Source organism: Ensifer sp. B1-9, from assembly GCF_050474445.1.
Taxonomy (GTDB): Bacteria; Pseudomonadota; Alphaproteobacteria; order Rhizobiales; family Rhizobiaceae; genus Ensifer.
This window is the reverse complement of sequence record NZ_JBCHVG010000002.1, coordinates 518,967-524,966: the sequence shown is the minus strand read 5'-3', so window position 1 is coordinate 524,966 and position 6,000 is coordinate 518,967. Positions and strand designations below refer to the sequence as shown.

Sequence of the window (6,000 nt, the reverse complement as noted above, 5' to 3'; positions counted from 1 at the left end):
GAATCAAGGAAGTCGACGACGGCATTTGGCTCGTCAGCTTCATGCACTATGATCTGGGATATATCGACTTGGAGCAGAGGACATTGCAAACCATCGACAATCCGTTCGGCACGAGATTGTCACCCATCTCTTAGGGACAAACTGTCACCTATGTCTCCGGGTCGGACAGGGATGGCGTGGTGCCCCCAGAGAGACTCGAACTCCCGACCTACTGATTACAAATCAGCCGCTCTACCAACTGAGCTATAAGGGCACTTTCAGCCGTCGGAGTTACCATAATCTCGCGCGGTGTAAAGCAAATTTGCGAATTCTCCCAATTTTTCAGATGCGTTCGGCTGCGGGCCATGCCAGAAACAGGGTCGAGAGATCGCCGTAAGCGGCACGCAACGCATCGAACGGACTAGAGTTTCATGGCCCGAACGTTCAATTCCTTCGCCTTCCTCGCCTCTTCTGCGGAGGAGGCGCAAAAGGCTGCGGCTGATCTCAAGGCGATCTACGGTGATCACGATCCGGCAAAGGCCGACGTGATCGTGGCGCTCGGCGGCGATGGCTTCATGCTGCAGACGCTGCACCAGACCATGAACAGCGGCAAGCTGGTCTACGGCATGAACCGCGGGTCCGTCGGATTCCTGATGAACCGCTACAGCACCGAGAACCTGGCGGATCGCATTTGTGAGGCGGTCGAAAACGCGTTCCATCCGCTGGAGATGCAGACGACCGATGTCTATGGCGAGAGCTTCACGGCGCTTGCGATCAACGAGGTCTATCTTTTCCGCCAATCCTACCAGGCCGCGAAGCTGCGCGTCGTCATCGACGGCAAGACGCGGCTCGAGGAACTGACCTGCGACGGGTTGCTGGTGGCGACGCCGGCCGGATCGACCGCTTACAACCTCTCCGCCCATGGCCCGATCCTGCCGCTCGAGGCGCCGCTTCTCGCGATGACGCCGGTCAGCGCCTTCCGTCCGCGGCGCTGGCGCGGCGCGCTACTGCCGAACCATGTGACCGTCGAGATCGAAATCCTCGAAGCCGACAAGCGGCCGGTCAACGCGGTGGCGGACCATCAGGAAGTAAAATCGGTGGTCAAGGTGCGGATCGCCGAATCGGAGAACATGACGGCGCGCATCCTCTCGGATCCCGACCATTCCTGGTCGGACCGCATCCTGGCCGAGCAATTCTCGAACTGAGTGCACGTTCTCCGCGCGATATGTTATGATCCTCGTGGAGCGGTTTGGGACCGTTACTGCATGTTTCCTTTAATCGTACCCGATTATAGGAAACATGCAGTAATTCAAAATGCTACAGCGACTTTTGCGCGTCTGATAAGACGCGCAGCGCTGTAGGAGCGAAGCGGCCACGGAGCTGCGGTTTGAAAGGATGACCAACCCCAAATGCAAAGATCCGCCCTCCTCGCGCTTCTCCTGCTCGTGAGCAGCGCCGGCGCCAAGGCCGAGGACGCCAACGTCGTGCCGCCGCAGGTAACTTTTGTGACGAGCACAGGCTACTGGGAGGAAAGCGGAGAGCCGCTTTCGTCACTTGACCCCAATGCGGCCGCCGAGAAGCCAGGCGACGCCCGGCGCGGCTACTACAAGCTGATCGCGCTTCGCCAGGCGGATGGCACGGCACAGGTCCACCTGCAGCAGATCGAAGCGACGTCCGCCGGCCCGGTGGTGGTTTCCTCGGCGGAACTCGAAGAGTTCTCGGCGCTCAAGGCCTATGTCACGGATATTCGCCCGGAGACCTCGACCGGCGTCACTGCGCAGCCGGGCATGTTCGCGACGGTCTATCTGAAGACGGATCCGAGCGCACGCGAACCGGAGAGCTGGACCGTGCTCATCGACGATCTCGGCGACATCAAGATCGAGCGCGCCTCGAACTGAGCAAGCGAAAAGGCCGGATGCGAACACCCGGCCTTTTCAATTCCAGAACTCTCGCCGCGATGCTTGAAGCCGGTTGCGATCTTTCAGATCGCTCCTTGCGCCTTAAGTTCTTGATATCGCATGTCGTTATCGCAAAACCGCTGCGCACTTTTGCGCGACATGCTTTAGTTCAGATCGTCGACGACGGCATCCGCGCCGCCGCTGACACGGTGCGCGAGCGCTGCTTCCATGAACTCGTTGAGCTCGCCATCGAGAACATCGCCCGGTGCCGTGCTTTCGACGCCGGTGCGCAGATCCTTGACCAACTGGTAGGGCTGCAGAACGTACGAGCGGATCTGGTGACCCCAGCCGATGTCGGTCTTCGACGCGGCCTCGGCGTTTGCCGCCTCTTCCCGCTTCTTCAGCTCGGCCTCGTAGAGGCGAGCACGCAGCATGTCCCAGGCCTTCGCCCGGTTCTTGTGCTGCGAGCGTTCCTGCTGGCACTGCACGACGATGCCCGACGGGATGTGCGTGATGCGCACCGCCGAGTCGGTGGTGTTGACGTGCTGACCACCGGCGCCCGAGGAGCGGTAGGTGTCGATGCGGCAATCGCTCTCGTTGACGTCGATCTGGATCGAATCGTCGACGACCGGGTAAACCCAGATCGAAGAGAACGAGGTGTGACGGCGCGCGTTGCTGTCATAGGGCGAAATGCGAACAAGGCGGTGCACGCCCGATTCGGTCTTCAGCCAGCCATAGGCATTATGGCCCTTGACGAGCAGCGTCGCGGACTTGATGCCAGCTTCTTCGCCATCCTGGATTTCCAGAAGCTCGACCTTGTATCCCTGGCGCTCGGACCAGCGGGTATACATGCGCAGAAGCATGTTGGCCCAGTCCTGGCTCTCCGTGCCTCCGGCACCGGAATGCACTTCGAGATAGGTGTCGTTCTGATCCGCCTCGCCAGAAAGCATGGCCTCGACCTGCTTCTTGGCCGCTTCCGACCGAAGCTCGCGCAGCGCCTGTTCGGCATCCGCGACGATCGCCGCGTCGCCCTCTTCCTCACCGAGTTCGATGAGTTCGATGTTGTCGTTGAGCTGCTGCTCGAAACGACGCAGGCCATTGATGCCGTCGTCAAGCTGCTGGCGCTCGCGCATCAGCTTCTGTGCTTCCGAAGCATCGTTCCAGAGGGTCGGGTCTTCCGCCTTGTTGTTCAACCAGTCCAGTCGTCTTACCGCCTGATCCCAGTCAAAGATGCCTCCTCAGCAGGCTTATGGCCTGCTTGATTTCGTCGACAATATTCTCGATTTCGCTGCGCATGATCCTGCTTCTTGTGAACCCGATATGAAGGTGAGCGTCAAATAGCGATGCCCGCCGCTGATGTAAAGGCGGCGGGCATCGCGAGTGAGGAAAGGCTTAGAACAGGCCGTTGGAACCCGAGGTCACCGCCTGGTTTGCCTGCGGCGAATTCTTCAGGATCTCTTCCGGCGGTACATATTGATCGAGACCGCCGATGACCGAGAAGGTATCGGCCGGGCCAGTGCCGGGCTTGAACGCCTCTATGATCGTGTCCGGCTCACCCTCTTGGGCGGCCATGCCGGTCTTGCGGTTGACAGCGACCATGCTCATGCCTTCCGGCACGACGAACTTGCTCGGGCGTATGCCCTTGACAGCTTCCTGCATGAAGTCGTTGAAGATCGGCACCGCGAGGCTGCCGCCGGTGGCGCCGCGGCCAAGCGGGGCGGGATTGTCGAAACCGAGATAGAGGCCGGCGACGATGTCCGGCGTGTAGCCGACGAACCAGGCGTCCTTTTCGTCGTTGGTCGTACCGGTCTTGCCGGCAACCGGACGATCGAGCTTGATCTTGCCAGCCGCCGTGCCGCGCAGGACGACGCCCTCCATCATCGAAGTGATCTGGTAGGAGGTCATGGGGTCGAGCACCTGCTCGCGATTGTCGGTCAGGACCGGCTCTTCCTGGCTCTGCCAGTCGCTTGCATTGCAGTTGTCGCAGGTGCGATCCTCATGCCGGAAAATCGTCTTGCCGTAGCGGTCCTGAATACGGTCGATCAGCGACGGCTTGATCTGCTTGCCGCCATTGGCGAGAACCGAATAGGCCGAGACCATGCGCAGAACCGTCGTTTCGCCGGAGCCCAGCGACATCGCGAGCAGCGGCGGCATCTTGTCGTAGATACCGAAACGCTCGGCATATTCGGCAACGAGGTTCATGCCCATGTCGTTGGCGAGGCGAACCGTCATCAGGTTGCGCGACTTCTCGATGCCGAGACGCAGCGTCGACGGACCGGCCGAGCCGCCCCCATAGTTTTCCGGACGCCAGACCTGACCGCCGGCGACGATTTCGATCGGGGCGTCGAGAATGACCGACGCCGGCGTATAGCCGTTGTCGAGCGCCGCAGCGTAGACGAAGGGCTTGAAGGACGAGCCCGGCTGGCGCATCGCCTGGGTCGCGCGGTTGAACTCCGACTGGCCATAGGAGAAGCCGCCGACCATGGCCAGCACGCGGCCGGTCTGCGGATCCATCGCCACGAGGCCGCCCTGGACCTTCGGCGGCTGGCGCAGGCGATATTCGCCCTTTTCCGGCAAGGGCTCGACATAGACGACATCGCCGGCGCCGAAGACACCCTCGGGGGACTTCGCCGACTTGCGGTCGCCATTGGCGGAACGGTAGGCCCACTGCATGTTCTTGGCGGAGATGTGTCCGGTAACGCGTTCGGCGACAATCTTGCCCGAGGCTTCCTTATCCGGCTGGATGCCGATCTCGGCACCCTGCGCATCGACCGACAGAACGACGGCGAGCTTCCACTCCGGCACGTCGCTGAAGGCAGGAACCGCGCCAAGCGGCTCACCCCAATCGCCACCGATCTCGATCGTCTTTACCGGACCATGGAAGCCACGGCGCTCGTCATAGCTCAGCAGACCCGCCTGCAGCGCCTTGCGTGCCGCGATCTGCAGACGCGGATCGAGCGAGGTGCGAACCGACAGGCCGCCTTCATAGAGCGCGTTGTCGCCATATTTCTGGATGATCTGCCGGCGGACTTCCTCGGCGAAGAAGTCGGACGCGAAGAGATGTGCGCCACCGCGGCGTGGATTGACGCCCAGCGGCTGCTTCTTGGCCTCTTCGCCATCGGCCTTGGTGACGTAGCCGTTCTCCACCATGCGGTCGATCACCCAGTTGCGGCGTTCGATGGCGGCTTCGGTCTTGCGGAACGGATGGTAGTTGGCGGGGCCCTTCGGCAGAGCGGCAAGATAGGCGGTCTCGGCAATGGTAAGCTCGGTGACCGACTTGTCGAAATAGGTCAGCGCCGCGCCGGCAATGCCGTAGGAATTGAGGCCGAAGAAGATCTCGTTGAGATAGAGCTCAAGGATCCGGTCCTTGCTGTAGGCCTGCTCGATACGGAAGGAAAGGATCGCTTCCTTGACCTTGCGGTCGATCGTCTGGTCGGACGACAGCAGGAAGTTCTTTGCCACCTGCTGCGTGATCGTCGATGCGCCCACGGGCCGACGGCCGGAGCCGAAGTTCTGCAGGTTGACGGCGATAGCGCGGGCGAGACCCGTAAGGTCGACGCCCGGATGCTGGTAGAAATTCTTGTCTTCGGCCGAGATGAAAGCCGCCTTGACGCGATCCGGGATCGCCTGGATCGGCAGATAGAGACGCCGTTCGCGCGCGTATTCTGCCATCAGGGCGCCGTTGCCGGCATGAAAGCGCGTCGTCACAGGCGGCGAATATTTCGCCAGCACCTCGTAGTCAGGTAGATCCTTGGTGACGACGCCCAGATAAAGCGCCACGGCTCCGGCCACGCCAAGCAGCAGAAACGCACCAATCCCGAAGAAATATCCAATCAGCCTGATCATCAGTCAGATACCGGTACCTTAATTATCGTCCAATTGCCGGACCGCCCCGCGACAGTCCATGCTCTGTCCCGCCGGCTTACATTGCGTCGGTCCGACCAAACTCTTTCGTCAGAAATCGTCTGGCATCGCAGCGCCCCGCCAGCCCGGCTCCTCATATGGCGAGGAACCCCGGGCATCAACTCGTTTCTCAACAAATCCGGGCGCAATTCCGGTTAGGTCGCGGATTGTGCGTAAAATAGGGCTGTTTCTGATTATTGCGTGCGCATCCAGTTGAAAA

General features: G+C 61.0%; 4 protein-coding genes, 1 tRNA gene and 1 pseudogene. 3 read left to right on the top strand and 3 right to left on the bottom strand.

Features of this window, described 5'->3' with window-relative positions; genetic code table 11:
• Positions 1–134 (top strand): annotated as a pseudogene (locus ACQ5BM_RS05735) (transposase); the annotation flags it as partial.
• Between the two features lie 43 nt (positions 135–177).
• On the opposite strand, the gene ACQ5BM_RS05730 reads toward ACQ5BM_RS05735, so the two are convergent.
• Positions 178–253, bottom strand: a tRNA-Thr gene (locus tag ACQ5BM_RS05730).
• Positions 254–410: 157 nt separating this feature from the next.
• Between ACQ5BM_RS05730 and ACQ5BM_RS05725 the strand changes: the two genes are divergently transcribed.
• Together ACQ5BM_RS05725 and ACQ5BM_RS05720 are read left to right on the top strand one after the other, a co-directional pair.
• Positions 411–1,184, top strand: coding sequence for an NAD kinase (locus tag ACQ5BM_RS05725; protein ID WP_429808895.1), 774 nt, complete (start codon positions 411–413; stop codon positions 1,182–1,184).
• Positions 1,185–1,388: 204 nt separating this feature from the next.
• Positions 1,389–1,877 (top strand): hypothetical protein, encoded by a 489-nt coding sequence (locus ACQ5BM_RS05720; RefSeq protein ID WP_429808892.1) that lies wholly within the window; start codon positions 1,389–1,391, stop codon positions 1,875–1,877.
• 164 nt (positions 1,878–2,041) lie between these two features.
• On the opposite strand, the gene prfB is transcribed toward ACQ5BM_RS05720, so the two are convergent.
• A protein-coding gene (prfB, locus tag ACQ5BM_RS05715) for a peptide chain release factor 2 (protein WP_429808889.1) occupies positions 2,042–3,173 on the bottom strand; the annotation gives its coding sequence in 2 pieces (ribosomal slippage) (positions 2,042–3,103 and positions 3,105–3,173; 1,131 coding nt in all).
• A gap of 96 nt (positions 3,174–3,269) precedes the next feature.
• A complete protein-coding gene (locus tag ACQ5BM_RS05710) occupies positions 3,270–5,723 on the bottom strand; it encodes a penicillin-binding protein 1A (RefSeq protein ID WP_429808886.1) in 2,454 nt (817 codons plus the stop codon).
• Between the last annotated feature and the right edge of the window lie 277 nt (positions 5,724–6,000).

Excerpts from the sequence above, each read along its gene's own strand:
- ACQ5BM_RS05710 (WP_429808886.1), bottom strand. The coding sequence starts at position 5,723 with ATGATCAGGCTGATTGGATATTTCTTCGGGATTGGTGCGTTTCTGCTG.
- ACQ5BM_RS05725 (WP_429808895.1), top strand. The coding sequence starts at position 411 with ATGGCCCGAACGTTCAATTCCTTCGCCTTCCTCGCCTCTTCTGCGGAG.
- ACQ5BM_RS05720 (WP_429808892.1), top strand. The coding sequence starts at position 1,389 with ATGCAAAGATCCGCCCTCCTCGCGCTTCTCCTGCTCGTGAGCAGCGCC.